The sequence below is a fragment of the Ruegeria sp. YTSA064 genome, assembly GCF_059610325.1.
In genome coordinates, this window is sequence record NZ_JBXWNK010000004.1 from 255582 (window position 1) to 272766 (window position 17185).

Sequence of the window (17185 nt, forward strand, 5' to 3'; positions counted from 1 at the left end):
GACCAGCTTAAGCGCAGCGTCACGAAACTGTCAAAACCCTTCGCTCAAGATCGACGGTTCCCGACGTGCGCCGCAATCTCGTTTGGGGCAAATCCGACAACTGACCCCGACTTGCGCCGCGTTCTCCGTCGGCCGCACGGTGTCTTCAACCGGCAGCACCAACATGACCGAACGGTAGACCGGCTCGGCTCCGAATTCCTCGGCCGGTTGGGGGGAGGCGATGGCGAAACATTCAAACTGGGCGGCGGTGCGGCCAAGCTGCACGACGCGCTTACGGATCGGCACCAGAGGACGGTTTAGCGCCGTGAACAAAGGCCAGAGCGGGCACGCCTCGCCATGGCGCGGCAGGGCAAAGCCCGGCGCAGGCTTATAGAAAAGAACGCCGCCCGAGGCGTCGCAGATCACCAGCCCTGCAGGACGTGCCAGCGTGCCTTCGGGCAGAAAGGCCAACCGTCGCAGCACCGTAACCAAATCCACCGAAAATGCTGCCGCGAGGGCCAGCGGGTCAGGATCTGATGCATCAAGCGCGGAGCGCACCTGATCCAACGGCATGGCCAGCGCATCGGCTGCGTAAAGTTCCAGCAAGCCCGAGGCTACGGCGTTGGCGGCGGAGGACTCGAGCCCATCCAGCAGCACATCGGTTAATTTCCCTCCGGCTTCGAGTTCCGGGAAATGATATCCCTGTTCAGCAAAAAAGGCCTCGACCGCATCAAGGGGGATGCCACGCAGATCGCGTTGCCCGTCACTGTCATCAAGATAGGCCACTAGCGCTTTGGAGCTTTCGGCCAGCCGCTCGGCATCCTGATGCAGGTTGCGATGGAAGCGGTCGCGCCATTCGGCCTCGATCTCTCCGGGTTCGGCCAGAATCGCGGCGGTTGAACGAATGGCGGCAGCGGTCGACAGCACCTCATGCATCGAAGCGGCCAGATGTGGGTCATGGGTCAAACGATCCGAAAGGGTTTCGACTGTACGTTCCAACGTCACTACGCGGCGATGCATCTGTGCCAGAACGCCGGACCAGCCAGGAAAACGCCCGGCAAATTCTTCAAGCCCGTCAACCTCGGCCTTCTGACCAACCGCATCTGCCGCTGCCTCGCGCAGTGCTGAGATGAGCGTATCTTCTATCCCTTGCGTCAGCAGCGATGGCTCCACTGACAAAACCGCCGCAATATCGACTAGAAGCTTACCACCAATGCGGCGGCGATTGTGTTCGATCAGGTTCAGATACGATGCCGAAATCCCCACCTTCCGCGCCAGTTCCGCCTGTCGCAACCCCGAGATTTGCCGCCTTTCGCGTATCCGGCTGCCGGTCAGGGTATCTCGCATCGTGTTTGTATCCTTGACGACTGGAAACAGATTTGCAGAATAACTGCATGATTTTTAACCCTTGGCGAAGAATTATCAAATAAGATTTACAACTTTGACAGCGACAACAGAAAGAAACCCACCCTTTCCCGCCGCCTGCTCTTCTAATTCAACGCAATACCCGTCACCATAAGGACATGAGCGATCCCGCCTTCGAATACGCACCAATCGGCCTAGTCGAGCTTGAGAACCGGATCATCCGGCGGTGCAATCTGCAATTTGCGCGGACCTTTGGCGGGGATGAAGCTGATTACCGCAACATGCCCTTGCTACATCTTTATCCCTCGGTTGCCGATTGGGAGCGGATAGGCGCACGCAGCCTGCAAGTGATGCGCGACACCGGGTACTATACGGATGAACGAGTTATGCGGAGGCGCGACGGGGACCTGTTTTGGTGCCGCGCACGAGGGCGGTCCCTTACGCCCGACGATCCGTTTCGTCACGGGATATGGAGCTTTTCGGATATCTCGGAAGAACGCCCGCTTGTGCAATTGACCACCCGCGAACGCGAAGTCGCCATCCTGTCCTGCCGCGGCCTGTCTGCAAAAGAAATCGGAGTGGAATTGGGGCTGAGTTATCGCACAATCGAGGCCTATCGCGCTCGTCTTCTAGAGAAATATGGCGCTCGAAAGCTGCCCGAGTTGGTGGCAAAATTGTCAGGGACGCCGCTGTAATTGCAGCGCCCCTCGAACTTGACGCGAAAACCCCTATTTAACGGGCTCAGTCGACGCTTTTCATGGGCGTCTGCATAGCTTATAACCCTGCGTAATCAGACCAAGCCCGCAGGGAACAGACGGGCCATAGGGGAACCTTCGAGGACACTCATGACAGATACCAAACACGAAGCGGATGTCGCGTTTATCAAGGCACTGGCCGAACTGCTGCGCGAGAATGACCTGACCGAATTGCAGGTCAAACGCGAATATGGCGATGACGACAGCCTGAATGTCCGCGTCAGCCGTATGTCGCAGACTGTTGCCGCTCCGGTTCAGGTGGCGGTTCCTGCGGCAGCACCCGCAGCCGCACCTGCCGCCGCACCTGCCCCCGCCGCCGAGGCGCCTGCTGCGATGGATGATCCCGCCAGCCACCCCGGCGCTGTGACCTCTCCCATGGTCGGCACCGTTTACATGCAGCCCGAACCGGGCGCGCCCGCGTTTATCTCGGTTGGTGCATCTGTCTCGGAAGGCGACACGCTGCTGATCGTCGAAGCAATGAAGACCATGAACCACATCCACGCGCCCAAATCGGGCACCATCAAGCGCATTCTGGTCGGCGATGGTGATGCCGTGGAATTCGGCACGCCTCTGGTCATCGTTGAGTAAGGCGGGCCCATGTTCGACAAAATCCTGATTGCCAACCGAGGCGAGATCGCCCTGCGTGTGATACGAGCCGCGCGCGAGATGGGGATCAAGACGGTTGCCGTCCATTCCACCGCCGACAGCGACGCGATGCATGTGCGTATGGCCGACGAATCGGTCTGCATCGGCCCCCCGCCCAGCCCGCAAAGCTATCTGTCCGTGCCCGCGATCATCTCGGCCTGTGAAATCACCGGCGCGCAGGCGATCCATCCCGGCTATGGCTTCCTCTCCGAAAATGCCGAGTTCGTTCAGATCGTCGAAGATCACGGCATCACCTTCATCGGCCCCACCGCAGAACATATTCGCGTCATGGGTGACAAGATCACCGCCAAGGACACGATGAAGGAACTGGGCGTGCCTTGCGTTCCCGGCTCCAATGGCGGCGTTCCCACCTTGGAAGATGCCAAGCGCATCGGCGAAGAGTTCGGCTATCCCGTCATCATCAAAGCCACCGCCGGTGGCGGCGGTCGCGGCATGAAAGTCGCGATGACCGCAGATGAGATGGAAAGCGCCTTCATGACCGCGCGCGCCGAAGGCAAAGCAGCCTTTGGCAATGACGAGGTCTATATCGAGAAATACCTGACGACGCCGCGCCACATCGAGATTCAAGTTTTCGGCGACGGCAAGGGCAAGGCGGTTCATCTGGGCGAGCGCGACTGCTCGCTGCAGCGTCGCCACCAGAAAGTGTTCGAAGAGGCCCCCGGCCCATGCATCACCCCGGAAGAACGAGCCAAGATCGGTAAGGTTTGCGCCGACGCGGTGGCAAAGATCAACTATATCGGCGCTGGCACCATCGAGTTCCTCTATGAGAATGGCGAGTTCTACTTCATCGAGATGAATACCCGTCTGCAGGTGGAACATCCGGTGACTGAAGGCATCTTTGGCGTCGATCTAGTGCGCGAGCAGATCCTTGTCGCCGCTGGTGAGGACATGTCGTTCGGTCAGGACGATTTGGAGATCAACGGCCACGCCATTGAGGTTCGTATCAACGCGGAAAAACTGCCGAACTTCTCGCCTTGCCCCGGCAAGATCACAGCCTATCACGCGCCGGGTGGTCTGGGCGTGCGGATGGATTCGGCGCTCTATGATGGCTACTCGATCCCGCCGTATTACGACTCGCTGATCGCAAAGCTGATCGTGCAGGGCCGTGACCGGGCCGAAGCGCTGGCGCGTCTGGAACGCGCGTTGGGAGAGCTAATCGTCGACGGCATCGACACCACCGTGCCGCTGTTCCACGCGCTGCTGCAGGAACCTGACTTGCATAGCGGTGACTATAACATCCACTGGCTGGAGCACTGGCTTGCGGAGAACATGGCCCAATAAGAAAACGGGATCAGAGGTCTACGGCCCTCTGGCCCCGGGGCACCCAGCATGAGCCTTTCCCCTAAACTTCTGCTGCATGGCTACTCCATCGGCATCTTTCCGATGGCCGAGCACCGCGATGACCCCGAGCTGTTCTGGGTTGATCCGAAAATTCGCGGCGTGTTCCCGCTGGATGGCTTTCACATCTCACGCAGTCTGGCGCGTCGCTTGCGGACGTGTGGGTTCACGATAAGCATCAATCGCGATTTTGCGGGCGTGGTGGATGGCTGCGCCGACCGATCGGAAACCTGGATCAATCCTGAACTGCGCCGCCTGTATCAGGAACTACATCGGGCCGGCCGCGCGCATTCCCTCGAAGTCTGGGAGGGTGCTTCGCTGGTAGGCGGGGTTTATGGTGTGGTTCTGGGCGCAGCCTTTTTTGGCGAAAGCATGTTTTCGCGCCGCACGGACGCATCGAAGATCGCACTTGCCTACCTGGTGGATCGGTTGCGCCAAACCGGGTTCACGCTGTTCGATACGCAGTTTCTGACCGCGCATCTGGCCTCATTGGGCGCGATCGAAATCCCGCGTGCAGTTTATCACAGCGAGTTGAAACAAGCGATTGATCTAAAAGCAGATTTCACCGCTGATCTGCAGCAGACGCCTCAGGGTGTGATACAGCGGATCACCCAGACATCGTAACGCGCATGGTCCAGCGCGTTCAGCGCGGGCGAGGTCGCTATCATCCAGCCGTCAAATAGCTGCTGCGCCTTGCCCTGTTCCCAAATTGTCAGATAGGCAAAGGCGTCGCCCGTGGGGTTGTCAGCCGGGTAGCGGCAATCGCCCAGTGCAACGTCCAACCCGAACACGGTCGCCGTCTGTCCGTTCTGAACCTCGATATCCAAGGTCTGCCCGCTAACCTTATCCAGCCCGCGCAGCATGGCGCCCGGACCGGACTCTACCTTTTGCTGTGCAGCCGCAGCAGTCGCGGTGACCAGCAGCGCAGCGAGGGCCGCACGGATCATTCGCTGCCGTCCCCTGCCACAAACTTGACCAACAATGAGATCAGGCTGACCGCGCCCTGCGTGTCCTCGATCTCATCACCCGGCTCAAAATAGAACGGAGAGCCGCCGGGCATCACCTCAACAAAATTGCCTCCCAGCAAACCTTCTGAGGAAATCACAACTGCGCTGTCATCCGGGATCAGAATGCCATCCGCCACGGAAAATTGTGTATCGGCACGGTAGGTGTCAGAATTCAATGTAACGCCCATTACTGTACCGATTTTCACACCGGCTAGGCGCACATCGGTTCCAACGCCGACACCTTCAAGAGAACGAAAAGACGCGCCCAACTCGTATCCTGCGCTGGACTGGGACAGGCCAGTGGACTGGCTGGCATAGACGCCAAAAGCAATGGCGCAGGCCAGCACGGCACCGCCGACAATAACTTCGGTCTTGGTATGAGCTGACATTGCTTATTCCGGGCTCCACGCCTCGTAGTCCGAGCGCTCTACCGGATCAGCACGACGCAGCGATCCTGCCGGAGCATAGGCCAGCGCGGTTCCCGTCAGGTTTTCCTGATGCGGTTTCTCCCAGGATTTGTGAGCCAGAGGTTTGTCGGTTGGCGGTTCATCCCAAGTGCGATGCAGCCATCCATGCCAATCAGGGTCGATCCGGCTGGCCTCGGCCTCACCATTGAAGATCACCCAACGTTTGCTGTCGTCTGCGTTACGATAGAACACGTTGCCTTCATCGTCTTCACCGACCTTGATCCCTTTGCGCGCAGTGTAGAACTGCGTGTTCAGGGTGGCTCCGTTCCACCAGGTCACGGCCCGCAAAAGACTGTTCAGGATTCCCATCGGCTGCCTCCGGCATTTCTGTCCCCGAAGATATGGACCAAAGGCACGCTGAGGTCCAGTGCCACCGGGCTTGCCTGCGTCATTCCGGCAGAATAGCGGTAACCTCAATTTCGATCCGATACTTCGGATCGATCAACCCGCATTCAATCATCGTGGCTGCAGGAGGGTTCGCGCCAAACGTCTCGGCCAAAACAGGCCAGCAAGGCTCGAACTCGGTGCGATCCGGCAACATATATGTGACGCGCACGACGTCTGAGAATGATGAGCCAGCCTCGATAAGCGCATTTTCGATAATCGACAGAGCTGAGCGACATTGGTCAACCACCGTGTCCCCCTGACCTACAGTCCCTGCGACATGAACCCAGCCTCTAGTGACAACTGCGCGGCAATAGCCAGCCTTGGCTTCGAATTCGCCGTTGGATGATATCCGTTTGATTGCCATGATCGCCTACTAAAATTGCCTCAATGACCTCAGAGCCGATTCAATGCGAGGCTCTGCGTCGCGCTCCGAAGTATTAATAGCCAGATGAAGAGCGGACCCCTGCTTCATCTGGCTATCAATACTTCGGGGAAGTCGCCCAATGGCTACGGGGGCAGAACTCCCGAACCAGCGCCGCGGGCAATCAGCCTCGGCTCAACCAGCGGAAGCAGATTCAGCTGTATCAGCGTAGATGATCAGTGGTTGCGAATCCGACGTTACCGCTTCCTCATTGACTACGACTTCGGTCACGTTCTTCATGCCCGGCAGTTCGAACATTGTATCCAGCAGGATGTCTTCGAGGATCGAACGCAGACCACGCGCACCGGTTTTGCGCTCGATCGCTTTTTTCGCAATCGCTTTCAGCGCGTCATCGGTAAAGCCCAGTTCGGCGTCTTCCAATTCGAACAGGCGCTGGTATTGCTTGACCAAAGCGTTCTTGGGGCTGGTCAGGATGGTAACCAGCGCATCTTCGTCCAGATCTTCGAGCGTTGCCAGAACCGGCAGACGGCCAACAAATTCAGGGATCAGGCCAAACTTCAGCAGATCCTCGGGTTCAAGATCCTTGAAGATCTCGCCCACACCGCGTTCGTCATTGTCGCGGACATCAGCCCCAAAGCCCATAGCCGAGCCTTTGCCACGTTGCGCAATAATCTTGTCGAGGCCTGCAAATGCACCACCACAGATAAACAGGATATTTGTGGTATCCACCTGCAAGAATTCCTGCTGAGGATGCTTACGGCCACCCTGCGGCGGAACGCTGGCCACGGTGCCTTCCATCAGCTTCAGCAGCGCCTGCTGGACGCCCTCACCCGAGACATCGCGAGTGATCGATGGATTCTCGGACTTGCGCGTAATCTTGTCGACTTCGTCGATATAGACGATGCCGCGCTGTGCGCGTTCGACATTGTATTCGCTGGCTTGCAGCAGCTTGAGAATGATGTTTTCGACATCCTCACCCACGTAGCCGGCTTCCGTCAGTGTGGTTGCGTCCGCCATCGTAAAGGGCACGTCCAGAATCCGTGCCAGCGTTTGCGCCAGCAAGGTCTTTCCGCAACCGGTGGGACCGATCAACAGGATGTTGGATTTGGCAAGCTCGATATCACTGCCCGCTTTCTGGGCATGATTCAGACGTTTGTAGTGGTTGTGGACCGCAACTGAAAGCACCCGCTTGGCGGTGGCCTGACCGATCACGTAATCGTCCAACACTTCGCAGATATCCTTGGGCGTTGGCACGCCGTCCGAGGATTTCAGGCCGCTGGCCTTGGTCTCTTCACGGATGATGTCCATGCACAGCTCGACACATTCGTCGCAGATGAACACGGTCGGGCCTGCGATCAGCTTACGCACCTCATGCTGGCTTTTGCCGCAAAAGCTGCAATAGAGCGTGTTCTTGCCGTCACCGCCTGAATTCGTCGCCATGCTTTACCCCTCGGGCTCCGTCTCAGCAGCCCATCTCGGGGCCGCGCTTGCCGTATATGCCTGCAGCTTAGGCCAGCCCTCTGGCAGCTACAATCTCAAAATCAATCCTCACGCCTGACGCGCGCGGATTTGAACCTAGGCGTCGTCGCCGTCCATTTTGGCGCGGTTCTCGACGATCTCGTCGATGTGACCCCACTCCTTGGCCTCTTCCGGGCTCATGAAATTGTCGCGATCCAGAGCCTTTTCAACCGCCTTTTTTGTCTGTCCTGTATGGCGCACATAGATATCATACAGGCGATCCTTGAGTTTTTGCGTCTCGGCCGCGTGGATCATGATATCGCTGGCCTGACCCTGATATCCACCGCTGGGCTGATGCACCATGATCCGGCTGTTGGGCAGAGAAAACCGCATTCCCTTCTCGCCACCAGCCAAAAGAACGGACCCCATCGAAGCCGCCTGACCGATCACCAATGTAGAACATTTCGGCTTGATATACTGCATTGTGTCGTAAATCGACAAACCGCTGGTGACCACGCCACCGGGCGAATTGATGTAGATCGAGATTTCTTTGTTTGGGTTTTCCGCCTCGAGATGCAGCAGCTGAGCGACGACCAGATGGCTCATTCCATCGTGGATCGGTCCGTTGATGAAAATAATTCGCTCTTTCAGAAGGCGCGAGAAAATATCATACGCGCGTTCGCCCCGGCTGGTCTGCTCGACGACCATGGGAACGAGAGTGTTCATATATGTTTCAACTGGATCGAACATTCGGAACCTGCCTGCTTTGCGATGGATCGGGACTTTACCCGAAGAAGAGTTACCCGAGTCTTAGTGCTGCTGTTGGGGGGCTGCAAGGGGGGCTGAGCGTTCCGAAGAATTCCATCGGCTTCCGAAACCCCTCCGCGAGAGGTTTGGCAAACCGACAGGAATATACTACATAACATCACGTTATTTTGATCCGTGCATATAGTGATACATGCCTAGTAGTTGTACCAATTGCACTTTCAACCTAGTAACTTCAGACAAACTCGAACTTGGGCGAATATAATCGAGGAACACGATCATGGCTTTGCCGCAGATGACCGAAGATATGTCACAGTCCGAACTTGAGCGGATGGTTGAAAACGCAACCCGTGCGTCGAATTTTCTCAAGGCGATCAGCCACGAAGGGCGTTTAATGATCCTGTGCCACCTTGTTTCCGGCGAGAAATCAGTGACCGAGTTAGAGCGGCTGCTGTCGGCCCGGCAGGCGGCCGTCTCACAGCAATTGTCACGCCTCAGATTGGAGGGGCTTGTCGTTCCCAGACGGGAGGGTAAGACAATCTACTACCGATTAGCGGACGAAAGACCCGCGCGGATACTTGAGGTGGTGTACGAGTTGTTCTGTAGTCCGGAAGCAGGCTAATCCCTGTCAATCTGGCTAGAATCCAAGGTGTAACTGGAATCGGGCCCAAGGCCTTCTCCGTAGTCTTGAGGTCGTATTTAAGCGCCGTTCGCTATACGAGCGATGTAAGCGAAGGAGCCTATAAAATCTGTGGCTCTGATACATAAAAGCTGCTACCCAATTCGAAACAAGCACTTATGGAGCAATCGATGATCCGAGCAATTCTAATTGGCCTGGCCCTATTCACACTTACCGCTTGCGAAACCGCAAAGGGTGCGGGCAAAGACATCGAAAATGCAGGCGATGCTATCCAGAACGCGGCTGAGGACGTTCAGGAAAACATCTGATTGCGACGGGATGTTGCGGTTTAGCAACGCCGAATCCGCAATATGTAGTTGCCAGACCCAAACAACAGGCGTAGTGTCGTCCGCACAGGTGCATAGACGCGGCATTGCATTTCTGACACTTCTACGGGGTTCTTTTGCGCAAGCAAAAGAACCCCGTTCCGTTCCGGAGGTTTGTGCGTGGTAGCCTGTATGAACCTTAAGTTCTAAAAAAGGAAAAGGCGCCAGGTGCTCAGACGCGGTCTTTGCATGCATCCTTACGGACACTCCTGACGCCTTGCCGGTTCGAACCGCCCGAGGGGCGTCCCGATCCAGTTGCCTCTGCCCCCGAAGAGACATTGGCGACTGCCACACGCGCTATGTCGCGTCGCAGCCCGCGCAGACCTTCTGAGAAGCTGACCACCTAATCCGAACCGAAGCCCAGTTTATCTGATCCGCTACCGGTAAACCATTGCAACTAAGAACAAATCCTAAAACCTGCCTTTGTCGCCGTGGCCCCCTTAGCCTTTGCGTCCAGCCCCTGTTCCGAAGATCAAAAGCCGTATCCAGACTTTTGCATCAGGACCCTGTTCGGGCAAGAAAATAGCACTGCAGCATGAAAATTAGACGGGGATAAACTGTTGATATCCGGCGGGAGATAATTGTGGATAACCCGAGAATTTGCGTCATGACACAGGCTTGGACGCAGACAAACTAAAAAGCGTGCTACGAGCCCGATATCGCCCAGTTTCTGCACTTGCGAAGGTTCTGAGCGTTGTTCTTGGGGTGCAGTACCAAAGGAATCGTTATTCTGAACCCCGAATTTTCGAATCGAAGAACCAATGTATCCCTAACGCACGTGACAATTCCATTCACTTGCGAGCCCCAGGACGAGTTGGCATGCCGGATTAACGTAAACCCATCTAATTGTGCGCAAACGCATTGGTGAAATCACTTCTTCCGAAATCGGCCAAGTGTTCACCATTTCTAATGCACTTTTGGGCAGCCCCGTATTGCGCAAATACTTTTTGTATTCTGTAAACTGATGCGCATGGCACCTGTTTCGCATTGGGATCCGACACGAGTAGGCATTCACTTGAACTGCCACCAATCGCCAATGTCACAAAAGTGCCAAAAACACGGCGGTGCATCGGCGTTTCATGTTAAGACCGAAACGTCATAGGCTGTGAAATGGGCTGCAAACGGAGGAACCAATCATTATACGAACAATCGTACTCGCGTTTGTGGCAAGCGTCATTGCAAGCCCTTCTTTTGCGACGTTTCTTGTGTCCTGTGAAGCACCTGATGAGTCAGGCGTTGCGGTAGCATTTGGCTTTGGAGCCGTACCCGGCCTTGCGATTGTCAGCGCGACTATCCACGCGGATGGACAGGACTGGAGCATGACAGAGATAGAAGGTGCGCTGCCCCTTGTTTTGGCACAGGGGGCTGCGGAGAACACGCACACATTGCTGGATTTCGCCGATCCTGAGTTTGACCGCATTGTTGCATCAGTGCGGCTGATAACGGCTGTTGAAGGCGACGACCAAATCACCGTTGGCACGCTCAAGATCCCGGAGGTCGGGGTCTTTCCGCTGGTCTGCGAAGGACCATGACCCACATCTTCGCTAGAAACGTGTGGGCGGGCACAGGGAGAAACCAATGCCCCCGACCTAGTGAACGAACATCCAGTAATAGCTTCATTTTCCGTTTTTTAGCGATCTCAGCCCACACCTGGCCTATAGATATGAGGTTAACTCCCGGGACATGTTCAGAAGTGGCATTTTCTAGCTACATTCCAGACTACACCAGCCCGGCAACCTTCTAGTGGCCGCGCCACCGCAGGAGACAGTCGCATGATCCAAGAAATACATCGACCCGGAGATCCAGTAGCTGACATTCTCTTCAATTGGCTTCCATTTCTTGGGGTGGTTGCGCTCGGCGTAGTAGGATTGGTCATCACCGCGCGGGGCTATCGGCACTATTTGAATTCGACATATTTGAAGCGAGCCGGTCGACCTGGGCAGGCGCGTGTGACCGACAAGTGGGTCAAGAAGGGCCACGTTGGTCGCGACGAACGGAAACGCACGAAACCTTCGAAACGTCACTTTTTGCGCTTCCAACTTTTGGATGACCCGCGCGCATTTTCCCTAAAAGAAGTTGCTCCGATAGACCTTTGGAACGCGGTCGAGGTCGGCGACATGGTCGACGTGCTCTATCACCCGCAGCGGCGCTTGATGCGCCTTGCTGCCTGGACGAACTACAGCGGGACAAACGCAGGTGCAGCCCAGATGGCAATTGGTGCGATCATGCTGTCAGCAGCCGTCGCTTCTGTTGCAGAAGGCGCAGTCTCGGCTTTGCGAAGTCCTGAGCAGCGTATTGCTGGCGAAACTTGGGTTCGTAGCAAGGCAGAGGTTTTGAACATGGGCAAGCCCGCGGATCCGTATCTGCGCATGTTTGCTCCAGGGTCCCGGATGATCCGCGTCGTGTTCGGAGATACCCATGGAGGCGCATTCTTAGGGAATGAGCGCACTATCCATGTGACCCCAGCAGAAATCCGCATATACGACATCGAAGAAGACGCGATCCTAGTTGCCTGGATGGACCCGGAGAATGAATTCAATGCTGTTCTGGACCTTGAGCAGCGTGACACAGATTTTCGTTGATTGTTTTGGATCGAATTGTACGGCGACAAATACACTCAGATGGTGGGTTTGTCCCGGATTGTGTCATTGATCGCGGTTGCAAAGAAAGTGCAGTCTTGATTCTGAAAAAGTCGAAGTACTGAATAACCAAATTTACAACGCGTGCATCGACATCGCTTTGTGTCTACCGCATATGAAAACATGCTGCGACAGCGCTCTCTGAATTTCAAAAGTCTAGAAGCTCCGCGAGTTGCGCGTTGATGATTGATCTGATGCAGCGTTGTCGATGAATGTCGGCAATGTGGGCTGCGACCGTAGCATACGAATTGGCTGGTGAATGTTTCTTTTCGGCCGTGTGACCGGGTGTTAAATTCGATATTAAAGTTATTTTGAATAATACATAATGATGAAAAGAGCCGCATGAGAACTTGGTTTTTAAAAAAGGGCTCAGCCGTAACTCGGATTGCTAAATCCTGCTTTTCTGAACGTTCTAAACAGCGTTTTCGCCACCTCCCTCATTCATTTTGCCATGTACTTTCTCCCTGAACCGTTGCGCGATGATGTAAAGGGGCGGGATGACAAATATGCCCACAAGAGCAGCTGCGATCATCCCTCCGAAAACCGGTGTGCCGACACCTCTGCGAGCGAGCATGGAGGCACCGTCGGCCACAACCAGCGGGTAGAGCCCGGCAATGAATGCAAAGCTGGTCATCATCACTGCCCGAAAACGTGCGCGGGCACCCTGAATGGCGGCATCCGCAGCGCTCAGGCCCTGCCGGTATCGATCCATCGCAAATTCGACGATCAAAATCGCATTCTTGGCGGCAAGCGCTATCAGGACCACCAATCCGATCTGGGCATAGAGGTTGTTCTGGAGACCCAGCAACAGCAGCGCACCCAACGCGCCGCACACCGCAAAGGTGACCGAGAAAAGGACCGCAAGCGGTATCGTCCAACTCTCGTAAAGCGCAACAAGGAAGAGATATGCGAACAGCAAAGCAAGCCCCAGAACAATAGGTGTCTTTCCGGCGGCCTCAATCTCTTGCTGCGCGGTTCCGGTCCAATCGTAGCTGTAGCCTTCTGGCAGAGTCTGGGCTGCAATTTCTTCCATCGCCGCGATGGCCTCGCCCATTGATACGCCCGGAGACGGTCCACCGTTTATGGTGACGGCCCGAAAATTATTGTAGCGGGCGAGCAATTGCGGACCCAGAATGAGTTCTACCTTCGCCACGGCGCGCACTGGCACCATATCTCCATCGTGATTTCGGACATGAATGCGAGCAATATCTCCGACATTGGCCCGGTATTTCTCATCTGCTTGTAAGTTGACCTGCCACGTCCGACCGAACAGGTTCATGTCATTCACGTGATACCCGCCCAAAGTGACCTGCATCGCCCGGAACAGGTCGTCGACGTTCACGCCAAGCGTCTGCAGCCTTTTACGATCGAGATCGAGATTCAGTTTTGGCGACTGCGCAGAGAATGTTGTGTAGACGCCCGACAACCGGGGGTCGGCGTTGGCGGTTGTGATGAACCCCGCCGCAGTTGCACCAAGATCTAAAACGCTGTCGCCATGCAAGTCCAAAAGCTCGAACTCGAACCCGGCACCAGTGCCCAGACCAAGGATCGGGGGCAGATTGAATGGAAAGGCAATGGCGTCTTCCAAACCGGCAAACTCGCGCCGAACATGCCGGATCGAGGATCTTACGGATAACGCCGGATCGGTTCGATCTTCAAACGGTTGCATGATGGCGATGCCAAACCCGCTGTTCGATTTGTTCAGGCCATCGACAAAGCTAAAGCCCGTGACCGTCATGACATCCTGCACGCCGGGCGCGGATTTGATGATGGTCGAGACGTCTTCCATAACTTTGGATGTGCGATTGATCGAGGACCCCTCGGGCAGCGCGACCTCAACGAAGTAAGCCCCTTGATCTTCGACCGGTAGGAAACCGGACGGCGCTGTCTTGAACAGCCAGCCCGCACCGAAAAGTGCAAAACCAAGCAGCAAAACAGCCAGAATTACTCGACGGGCGAGAATTGAGACCGCATAGGCATAGCCGTCGCGCGCGTTGTCTATTCGGCGAGATAGCCAGGCAAGCGGTCCGCGTTTTGGGGCGCTATCCCGGCGCAACAGCACCGCACACAAAGCCGGGCTGAGTGTCAGGGCGTTCAGCGCTGAAATCAGCATCGAAAAGGAAACTGCCACCGCGAATTGTTGGAACATCGTTCCTGTAATGCCGGGAATGAATGCAACCGGCACAAACACCGAAAGCAGCACACAGGTTATTGCCAGAATGGGGGCTGTAATCTGTTTCATGGCCTCGCCGGTGGCTTCGGCCACGGTCATCTCGGGGTTTTCACCCATGATCTTTTCGACGTTTTCGATCACCACGATCGCATCATCCACGACGATGCCAATCGCAAGCACCAGTGCCAGCAACGAAACTGTGTTGAGTGAAAACCCCAAAGCGAGAATGAACGCCAGCGCACCAATAAGCGAAACCGGAACCGCGATGAGCGGGATTAGCGCCATCCGCAGGTTGCCCAGAAACAAGAAGACCACGATCACCACCAGGGCAAACGCTTGTACCAGAGTTTTCACAACTTCATCGATACTGGCGCGGACGAAGGTCACAGAGTTGTAGGGCACACTCCAGTTAACCCCATCGGGGAAAGCGCTCTGTAATCCTGTCAGCGCCTTTTTTATGGATTCTGACGTGTCCAGGGCATTTGCGCCCGGCTCAAGGTAGACACCGATCATTGCGGCCGGCTTATTGTCAAACGAGGAAAAGGAGTCCCGGGTTTTCGCCCCAAGGTCCACCCGTGCGATGTCACTGATCAAAACAAAAGAGCCGTCTGGAAGTGCCCGCACGACAATCTCTTCGAACTCGGCGACGGTGCTCAACCGACCTTGCGTCTGGATACTCAGCTGAAAGGTCGGGTCATTTGTCATCGGCTGCGCACCGACGCGCCCCACCGCTGCCTGAACGTTTTGCGCATTAAGGGCGGCGATCACATCGTCGACGGTCACCGAAAGACTTGTCATCTTGTCGATGTCGAGCCAGATGCGCATCGAGTAGTCAAGCGCTCCGAACAGCGTCGCATCCCCTACACCGGGTGATCTTTTGATGCTGTCCAGAACGTTGATTGTTGCAAAATTCGACAGGAACAAGTCGTCGTTCTTCGGGTCGTCCGAGGTAATGGCCACGACCTGCAACAGAGCCGAGGACTTCTTTTTGGTGTTGACGCCCGCGCGTGTGACCTCTTCGGGCAATGCGGACATGGCCAGGCTGACACGGTTCTGCACATTGACAGCGTTAATATCAGGGTCTGTTCCAGGCTCGAAAGTAACCTGCAGGTTATAGCTGCCATCCGAACCGCTCGTCGATTTCATATAGAGCATGTCGCTGACCCCAATCACCTGTTCTTCGATGATCTGGGCAACGGTCGACTCGACCACTTCTGCCCCGGCCCCAGGGTAACTGGTAGTAACCTGAACCTGTGGCGGCACGATGTCGGGCAGCTGCTCCACCGGCAGCTGCGTAATGGAGATCAACCCGGCCAGCGTAATCACCACCGAGATGACAATTGCAAATCTGGGGCGGCGGATAAACAGTTGCGAGATCATGGGATCAGTTTCCGCTGGTGGCTGACGATGTGCTCTGGGGTGTGGAGATACTGACCTCGACGCCCGCATGAACGCGCTGAACGCCGTCGGTGACAACCTGGTCCCCTTCGGTCAGACCGCTCGAAATGACGGCTTCGGCCCCTTCGGTCCGTCCCAATTGAATCGGCTTCTTTTCAACCTTGTCGTCGCTTCCGACCGTGAAGACAAAGTAACCCGACTGATCTTTTTGCAAAGCCTTGGCGGGGATCACCAGCGATTTGTCCTGCGTGGGATCTGTGACAAGAACCCGCACCAGCTGATTATCAATGAGTGACCCATCCGCATTAGGAAAAGACCCCCGGACCAGAACGGTATCCGTGCCCGACTGCACCTGCGTGTCAGCCACTTCAATGCTGCCTGTTTCACCGTATGTCGTGCCATCGGCAAGAATCAGCTGCAGTTTCAGCGGTTCAGAGTCCGACGCCTTGGCACGGCGGGCGCGAAACTCAAGCAGTTCGGCTTCGGTTACCGGGAAGGTTACATTGATGGGATCGATGCTGGACAGCGACAACAGGGTTCCACCCTCTGGGCTGACGAATGCGCCCACGGACAAGTCCGTCAGTCCGATCCTGCCATCAAAGGGCGCGGTTATCTTTGTATAAGACAGGTCAAGCTGAGCGTTTTGGAGGCTGCCCTGTAGTTCCAGCACATGCCCATCCGCCTCACCTTGCTGCGCTTCCGCTTTCTGAACGACAGCCTGAGGTGTGTCGCCTTTGGCGTATAGCTTTTGCTGTCGATCAAGCTCGATATCGGCAATTTTCTTTCCCGCTTGTGCCGCTTGGATTTGTCCTTGAATTTCCGTGACGGTCGCCTCGTAGGAATCCGGTTCGATCTCGATCAGGACATCCGCCGCTTTAACGCTTGAGCCGTCCTTGAAATTAATGGACTTCACAAATCCAGGTACGCGCGCGATCAGGTCGACACGATCCAACGCCTCGATCCGGCCAGTGAACACTTCGGTCAAAGATACCGGTTTCATCTCTGCCGACGTCACGGTCACCTTAGGCTTCGTTTGGCTGTCCTGCGCAATGACAACAGAAGGGTTCAGACCAAAGTTCAAAATCACTGCGGTGACTAACAGCCTTACTGACAAATTACATCCTCCAGAAGAGTTTCGTCTGTGCTCTCGTCGAAACCAAGGTAACGTAATGCTGTTGAAAATCCAGCAATCACATTGAGTGCATTTTCCACCGACTCAACCAATTGGAAGTCTTTGCAAATTAAGCAAGGCGCCTTGGTCTCATAATGCTGTCGCCAATACGTCGAGACTTTTGAGCAATCTATGAGTTCAATAAGTTTCTGATCCCGCAGGCGCAGCGAATGTCAGGAGAGAGGGCTGCAACTGCAGCATGGCAATGGTATGACGAACGTCCGAATAGG

Annotated in this window: 17 protein-coding genes; 8 read left to right on the plus strand and 9 right to left on the minus strand. The window is 55.8% G+C overall.

Annotation, left to right across the window (positions count from 1 at the left end):
- Window positions 1-30 precede the first annotated feature (30 nt).
- The gene (locus AC2FI7_RS08165; protein ID WP_010443259.1) at window positions 31-1326 is read right to left on the minus strand and encodes a helix-turn-helix transcriptional regulator; all 1296 of its coding nucleotides are present in this window, start codon (window positions 1324-1326) and stop codon (window positions 31-33) included.
- A gap of 176 nt (window positions 1327-1502) precedes the next feature.
- Here AC2FI7_RS08165 and AC2FI7_RS08170 point away from each other — a divergent pair, with 176 nt between their 5' ends.
- The 4 genes from AC2FI7_RS08170 (at window position 1503) to aat (ending at window position 4727) form a co-directional block, all read left to right on the plus strand.
- On the plus strand, window positions 1503-2039 hold the full coding sequence (locus AC2FI7_RS08170; RefSeq protein ID WP_010443260.1) for a helix-turn-helix domain-containing protein: 537 nt from the start codon (window positions 1503-1505) through the stop codon (window positions 2037-2039).
- A 150-nt stretch (window positions 2040-2189) separates the two neighbouring features.
- On the plus strand, window positions 2190-2687 hold the full coding sequence (gene accB / locus AC2FI7_RS08175; RefSeq protein WP_010443261.1) for an acetyl-CoA carboxylase biotin carboxyl carrier protein: 498 nt from the start codon (window positions 2190-2192) through the stop codon (window positions 2685-2687).
- Between the two features lie 9 nt (window positions 2688-2696).
- On the plus strand, window positions 2697-4046 hold the full coding sequence (accC, locus tag AC2FI7_RS08180) for an acetyl-CoA carboxylase biotin carboxylase subunit (protein WP_010443262.1): 1350 nt from the start codon (window positions 2697-2699) through the stop codon (window positions 4044-4046).
- A 48-nt stretch (window positions 4047-4094) separates the two neighbouring features.
- Entirely contained in the window at window positions 4095-4727 is a 633-nt protein-coding gene (gene aat / locus AC2FI7_RS08185; RefSeq protein ID WP_496815636.1) for a leucyl/phenylalanyl-tRNA--protein transferase, read from the plus strand.
- Here the strand turns inward: aat and AC2FI7_RS08190 are convergent.
- The 6 genes from AC2FI7_RS08190 to AC2FI7_RS08215 form a co-directional block, all read right to left on the minus strand.
- Entirely contained in the window at window positions 4691-5050 is a 360-nt protein-coding gene (locus tag AC2FI7_RS08190; protein WP_010443264.1) for a DUF2155 domain-containing protein, read from the minus strand. The two genes, aat and AC2FI7_RS08190, sit on opposite strands and share 37 nt — an antisense overlap.
- On the minus strand, window positions 5047-5499 hold the full coding sequence (gene mlaD, locus AC2FI7_RS08195) for an outer membrane lipid asymmetry maintenance protein MlaD (RefSeq protein WP_496815635.1): 453 nt from the start codon (window positions 5497-5499) through the stop codon (window positions 5047-5049). Before mlaD ends, AC2FI7_RS08190 begins: the two co-directional genes overlap by 4 nt.
- 3 nt (window positions 5500-5502) lie before the next feature.
- On the minus strand, window positions 5503-5886 hold the full coding sequence (locus AC2FI7_RS08200) for an NADH:ubiquinone oxidoreductase subunit NDUFA12 (protein WP_010443266.1): 384 nt from the start codon (window positions 5884-5886) through the stop codon (window positions 5503-5505).
- Between the two features lie 79 nt (window positions 5887-5965).
- Window positions 5966-6328 carry a RidA family protein gene (locus tag AC2FI7_RS08205; RefSeq protein WP_496815634.1) on the minus strand — a complete coding sequence of 121 codons (363 nt, stop codon included), beginning with the start codon at window positions 6326-6328 and terminating at the stop codon, window positions 5966-5968.
- Window positions 6329-6520: 192 nt separating this feature from the next.
- Window positions 6521-7786 carry an ATP-dependent Clp protease ATP-binding subunit ClpX gene (gene clpX, locus AC2FI7_RS08210; protein WP_010443268.1) on the minus strand — a complete coding sequence of 422 codons (1266 nt, stop codon included), beginning with the start codon at window positions 7784-7786 and terminating at the stop codon, window positions 6521-6523.
- Window positions 7787-7921: 135 nt separating this feature from the next.
- A complete protein-coding gene (locus tag AC2FI7_RS08215) occupies window positions 7922-8554 on the minus strand; it encodes an ATP-dependent Clp protease proteolytic subunit (RefSeq protein ID WP_010443269.1) in 633 nt (210 codons plus the stop codon).
- 295 nt (window positions 8555-8849) lie between these two features.
- On the opposite strand from AC2FI7_RS08215, the gene AC2FI7_RS08220 reads away from it, so the two are divergent.
- The 4 genes from AC2FI7_RS08220 (at window position 8850) to AC2FI7_RS08235 (ending at window position 12156) form a co-directional block, all read left to right on the plus strand.
- Entirely contained in the window at window positions 8850-9191 is a 342-nt protein-coding gene (locus tag AC2FI7_RS08220; RefSeq protein WP_010443270.1) for an ArsR/SmtB family transcription factor, read from the plus strand.
- A 188-nt stretch (window positions 9192-9379) separates the two neighbouring features.
- A complete protein-coding gene (locus AC2FI7_RS08225) occupies window positions 9380-9517 on the plus strand; it encodes an entericidin A/B family lipoprotein (protein ID WP_010443271.1) in 138 nt (45 codons plus the stop codon).
- A 1262-nt stretch (window positions 9518-10779) separates the two neighbouring features.
- Complete coding sequence (locus tag AC2FI7_RS08230) at window positions 10780-11106, plus strand: hypothetical protein (RefSeq protein WP_139056632.1); 327 nt, start codon at window positions 10780-10782, stop codon at window positions 11104-11106.
- 240 nt (window positions 11107-11346) lie between these two features.
- The gene (locus tag AC2FI7_RS08235) at window positions 11347-12156 is read left to right on the plus strand and encodes a hypothetical protein (RefSeq protein WP_010443273.1); all 810 of its coding nucleotides are present in this window, start codon (window positions 11347-11349) and stop codon (window positions 12154-12156) included.
- Between the two features lie 469 nt (window positions 12157-12625).
- On the opposite strand, the gene AC2FI7_RS08240 is transcribed toward AC2FI7_RS08235, so the two are convergent.
- Together AC2FI7_RS08240 and AC2FI7_RS08245 are read right to left on the minus strand one after the other, a co-directional pair.
- Entirely contained in the window at window positions 12626-15766 is a 3141-nt protein-coding gene (locus AC2FI7_RS08240) for an efflux RND transporter permease subunit (protein ID WP_010443274.1), read from the minus strand.
- Between the two features lie 4 nt (window positions 15767-15770).
- Window positions 15771-16898 carry an efflux RND transporter periplasmic adaptor subunit gene (locus AC2FI7_RS08245; RefSeq protein WP_010443275.1) on the minus strand — a complete coding sequence of 376 codons (1128 nt, stop codon included), beginning with the start codon at window positions 16896-16898 and terminating at the stop codon, window positions 15771-15773.
- Window positions 16899-17185 lie beyond the last annotated feature (287 nt).

Excerpts from the sequence above, each read along its gene's own strand:
- AC2FI7_RS08190 (WP_010443264.1), bottom strand. The coding sequence starts at position 5,050 with ATGATCCGTGCGGCCCTCGCTGCGCTGCTGGTCACCGCGACTGCTGCG.
- AC2FI7_RS08235 (WP_010443273.1), top strand. The coding sequence starts at position 11,347 with ATGATCCAAGAAATACATCGACCCGGAGATCCAGTAGCTGACATTCTC.
- AC2FI7_RS08205 (WP_496815634.1), bottom strand. The coding sequence starts at position 6,328 with ATGGCAATCAAACGGATATCATCCAACGGCGAATTCGAAGCCAAGGCT.
- accC (WP_010443262.1), top strand. The coding sequence starts at position 2,697 with ATGTTCGACAAAATCCTGATTGCCAACCGAGGCGAGATCGCCCTGCGT.
- clpX (WP_010443268.1), bottom strand. The coding sequence starts at position 7,786 with ATGGCGACGAATTCAGGCGGTGACGGCAAGAACACGCTCTATTGCAGC.
- accB (WP_010443261.1), top strand. The coding sequence starts at position 2,190 with ATGACAGATACCAAACACGAAGCGGATGTCGCGTTTATCAAGGCACTG.
- AC2FI7_RS08215 (WP_010443269.1), bottom strand. The coding sequence starts at position 8,554 with ATGTTCGATCCAGTTGAAACATATATGAACACTCTCGTTCCCATGGTC.
- mlaD (WP_496815635.1), bottom strand. The coding sequence starts at position 5,499 with ATGTCAGCTCATACCAAGACCGAAGTTATTGTCGGCGGTGCCGTGCTG.
- AC2FI7_RS08170 (WP_010443260.1), top strand. The coding sequence starts at position 1,503 with ATGAGCGATCCCGCCTTCGAATACGCACCAATCGGCCTAGTCGAGCTT.
- AC2FI7_RS08200 (WP_010443266.1), bottom strand. The coding sequence starts at position 5,886 with ATGGGAATCCTGAACAGTCTTTTGCGGGCCGTGACCTGGTGGAACGGA.
- AC2FI7_RS08165 (WP_010443259.1), bottom strand. The coding sequence starts at position 1,326 with ATGCGAGATACCCTGACCGGCAGCCGGATACGCGAAAGGCGGCAAATC.
- AC2FI7_RS08240 (WP_010443274.1), bottom strand. The coding sequence starts at position 15,766 with ATGATCTCGCAACTGTTTATCCGCCGCCCCAGATTTGCAATTGTCATC.
- AC2FI7_RS08220 (WP_010443270.1), top strand. The coding sequence starts at position 8,850 with ATGGCTTTGCCGCAGATGACCGAAGATATGTCACAGTCCGAACTTGAG.
- AC2FI7_RS08225 (WP_010443271.1), top strand. The coding sequence starts at position 9,380 with ATGATCCGAGCAATTCTAATTGGCCTGGCCCTATTCACACTTACCGCT.
- aat (WP_496815636.1), top strand. The coding sequence starts at position 4,095 with ATGAGCCTTTCCCCTAAACTTCTGCTGCATGGCTACTCCATCGGCATC.